This window comes from Paraburkholderia humisilvae (assembly GCF_902859855.1).
GTDB classification, from domain to species: Bacteria; Pseudomonadota; Gammaproteobacteria; order Burkholderiales; family Burkholderiaceae; genus Paraburkholderia; species Paraburkholderia humisilvae.
Map to the genome: position 1 here is coordinate 1 of NZ_CADIKH010000211.1, position 3,433 is coordinate 3,433.

Sequence of the window (3,433 nt, forward strand, 5' to 3'; positions counted from 1 at the left end):
CCCGCTGTCATCGCGCCACCGGCTCTCCCAGATCGCACGGTTCCGGCGTGCCACGGCCATGTGCCGGGCATCGGGAATCATCGTGTCGTTCATTCAATGCCCATAGAAGCGAGCGCCTGCGGAGCGGTTTAGCACAAACGTTATTGTCAACGGGAGCGCGCCCGTCGCTGACGTAGCGGCTGAGGTACGCCCACTGATTGCGCGTGTACGAAATGGCTTTGCCCAACAGGCTTTCGGGCAAGACCTGCGGGGCCTGTTCATCGAGCCACGCCCTGAAGGACACGAGCAGCGGTACGCTATGCTGCTGGCGCAACCGGTACGTATGGTTCACGCGCGTTTCGCCTTCGGGCGGATCGGCTTTGGCCAGCGCCTCGACCTGATAGAGCGCCTTGAAGTATTCCAGTGCCTGCGCGGCGCGGCCGCCAGGCTTCTTCATGCCCTTGAGGGCTTCGACGAAGGCGCGCCGTGCGTGAGCCAGGCAGCCGAAGTGCGCCGGGCCTTCGAGCGTACGCCAGGCAGCATACCCGTCAGTCATCAGCAGGCCTTCGTAACCGGCGAGAAACGCCTGAGGGTATTCCTGGCCACGCCCTGGCTGGTAGTCGAACAGCACGACCGGCTGCGCACAGTCTTCGGCGCTGCGGTACACCCACATATACGAGGTGCTTTGCGCGGCACGGCCAGGCTCCTTGAGCACCTGCACCGTAGTCTCGTCGCCGTGGATTATCGACTGCGACAGCAAAGTCCTGCGCAGGGCTTCGTACAGCCGGCTGTAGTACAGTTCGGCGGGCCGGATGATCCAGTTTGCCAGTGTGCCGCGACTGAGTTCGATATCTGCGCGACCCAGCGCGTGCGCCATCCGGTACAGCGGCGTGCCGTCGACATACTTGCCTGCCGTGACGGTGGCGATCATGGCCGCACTCGCGCTGCTGCCCGGCAGCGGCTGCGCGGGCATGGGAGCGGTGATCACCGGTGCACGCTCGGCGTGCCGTTCGCAATGACGGCAGGCATACTTGAAGCGCACGTGCTGCAGCACCGAGGCATTGAGCTCGATATGCAACTGTTCGCTGAGCTCTTCGCCCATGCGGTGAAGCGGGTGCGCGCAGCATGGGCAGATCTTCTGGTCTTCGGGCAGGTCGTATTCGATGCGCTGGCGCGGCAGGTGTGCTGGCAACGGCTTGCGCCCACGTTTGCTGCCTGCCGGCGCTGGTGCATCCGGCAGGCCCGTGTCGGGCAGTGCGAACGTATCTTCGGCGCCGTCGGTATCATCGTCGCCGGGTTCAATGGCTGCGATCTGTTCGGCCTCGTCGAAGACGCGATCGCGCAACTTCTCGCTGCTCGGCGCAAAGCGTTTGCTCTGCGCCAGGCGAAACTGTTCTTCGAGCTGCGCCACGCGCTCACCCAGTTGCCGGTTGCGCGCCTCGAGTTCGCGGATATAGGCCTGGGCGGCCGGCGGCAATCGCGAGAAGTCGTCTTCGTTCATGCCTGCCAGGATAGCGCGGTGCCGGGCCCGATGGGTTTACGTCAATTTGTAACGTCCCGACGCGTTGTCGTTTGCTGACCACGCTCGCCATCAGCTCGCGTGACGGTACGAGCGTTCCGGATGACGACGCACCGCCTCAATGTCGATACCCTCAAGCAGCCAGTGTAGCTGTTCGGTTGTCAGCTCGATGACCGCCTGCTGCCGGCGCAGCCACACGAAGCGGTCCTCCTCCAGGCGCCGCAACAACAGCCAGAATCCGGCGCGTTCGTAGACCAGCAACTTGACCCGGTTGCGTCTGCGGTTGTGAAACGCAAACACGGCACGCGCAAACGGATCGAGTTGCATTGACTGCTCGACCAGCGTCACCAGACTGTTGATGCCAGCACGGAAGTCGATTGGCTCGCGATGGAGGAAGACCTTCAGATCCGCTTCGAAGCGAAACATCAGTATGCTCCCAGCGCGGCAACCATCGCAGCGAGCAGTCCGGTATCGTTCGCCGTACATTCGAGTTCGAGCTTCACGCCGTTGGGCAGTTGGGCCGACAACCGTGCCGGGGCCACAGATCGTGACGAAAGGTTCGATGGCCGCCGTTCAGATGCGGGCCGCAACAGCGGCGCCGGTGCCGGGACATCGACCGCGATGACCGGTACGAAGGTCGATGGCCCGCTGGACATTTCCTCCTGTACGCGCGTGCCCGAGCTCTGGTGCAGCCGAACCCATTTGCGTAACTGGTTGGCATTGACCCCCGGCCTTCAGGGCCAGGCCAGACAGTGAGCTTGACCCGCAAAAACGGACACATATCCTTTTGAACTGAAGTAGGTGTCAAAATCGGTAAGCATCGTACCCCGTACCCGGCGGAGTTACGGGCTCACATGGTCGAGCTGGTGAAGGCCGGACGCAGGCCGGAAAGACCTGGACAAGAAGTTCGAGCCGACCCAGACCATCTACATATTCGGCCGAGCTATCCCCGCTTTTCTGCTTTACTTTGCAGCTTGAACCCGAAGGCCTGGTTGAGTGCAGCGCGCGTGCTGGGTTGCAAGCCATGATGCCGAATCCCCTCGTTGACCGCCTGTTCAAGCGCCACAGGGCGTGCGCCCGCACCGCTGCCCGCGGGCACCAGTTGCGACCATGACTGACCCTGCTCTTCCAGATGCACCAGGAACCGGTTGGCACGAGAACGGTATGCCTGATCCAGTTCTTCGGGAAAATTCTTCAGCAGATCCTTGTGCTCCTGAAGATCCGGCGCTCTTTGTATGTCGCCTTGCAGTTTGAACCCGAAGGCCTGGTTGAGTGCAGCGCGCGTACTGGGTTGCAAGCCATGATGCCGGATACCCTCGTTGATGGCCTGTTCAAGCGCGGCAGGACGCGCACCCGCACCGCCGCCCGCGGGCACCAGTTGCGACCATGACTGTCCCTGCTCTTCCAGATAGGCTAGGAACCGATTGACGTAAGAGCGGTATCTTCGATCCAGTTCTTCAGGCAAACTCTTCAGCAGATCCTTGTGCTCCTGAAGATCCAGCGCAAGCCGAACTATTTTGGCGTCGCTTCGCAGCGTGAACCCAAAGGCCTGGTTGAGCGCAGCGCGCGTGTTGGCCTGCAAGCCATAATGGCGGATACCCTCGTTGACTGCCTGTTCAAGCGCGGCAGGTCGCGCACCCGCAACACTGCCTGCGGGCACCAGTTGCGACCATGACTGCCCCTGCTCTTCCAGATGCACCAGGAACCGGTTGACGTTAGAGCGGTATGCCTTATTCAGTTCTTCAGGCAGATCCTTCAGCAGATCGATGTGTTCAGGTAATGTCGGTACGAGCCGTCCGTGGGGCTTTGCGCGACTGCTGCCCGGGAGAGGGGCAGCAGGCTGTCGACGCCCTGGCACGTTCAGGCTGTCATGGATCTGCTGCTCCGCATGGGAAAGCGGCAGTCCACGCGCCTGCTCCGCGTGGGCCCAGTCAA

The 3,433-nt window shown here is 62.2% G+C and carries 3 protein-coding genes and 1 pseudogene; all 4 read right to left on the reverse strand.

Annotated elements, in window-relative coordinates:
• Positions 1-61: 61 nt before the first annotated feature.
• Positions 62-1,480 (reverse strand): annotated as a pseudogene (gene tnpC / locus HV796_RS40885) (IS66 family transposase); the annotation flags it as partial.
• 90 nt (positions 1,481-1,570) lie between these two features.
• Positions 1,571-1,924, reverse strand: a complete 354-nt coding sequence (gene tnpB / locus HV796_RS40890; protein ID WP_175233369.1) for an IS66 family insertion sequence element accessory protein TnpB — start codon at positions 1,922-1,924, stop codon at positions 1,571-1,573.
• Positions 1,924-2,154: a hypothetical protein gene (locus HV796_RS40895; RefSeq protein ID WP_175233370.1), complete on the reverse strand. Its 231-nt coding sequence runs from the start codon at positions 2,152-2,154 to the stop codon at positions 1,924-1,926. Before HV796_RS40895 ends, tnpB begins: the two co-directional genes overlap by 1 nt.
• A 287-nt stretch (positions 2,155-2,441) precedes the next feature.
• On the reverse strand, positions 2,442-3,433 hold a 992-nt coding region (locus tag HV796_RS40900), incomplete at its 5' end, for a hypothetical protein (protein ID WP_175233371.1).

Coding starts and splice junctions, on each gene's coding strand:
- HV796_RS40895 (WP_175233370.1), bottom strand. CDS start 2,154: ATGTCCAGCGGGCCATCGACCTTCGTACCGGTCATCGCGGTCGATGTC.
- tnpB (WP_175233369.1), bottom strand. CDS start 1,924: ATGTTTCGCTTCGAAGCGGATCTGAAGGTCTTCCTCCATCGCGAGCCA.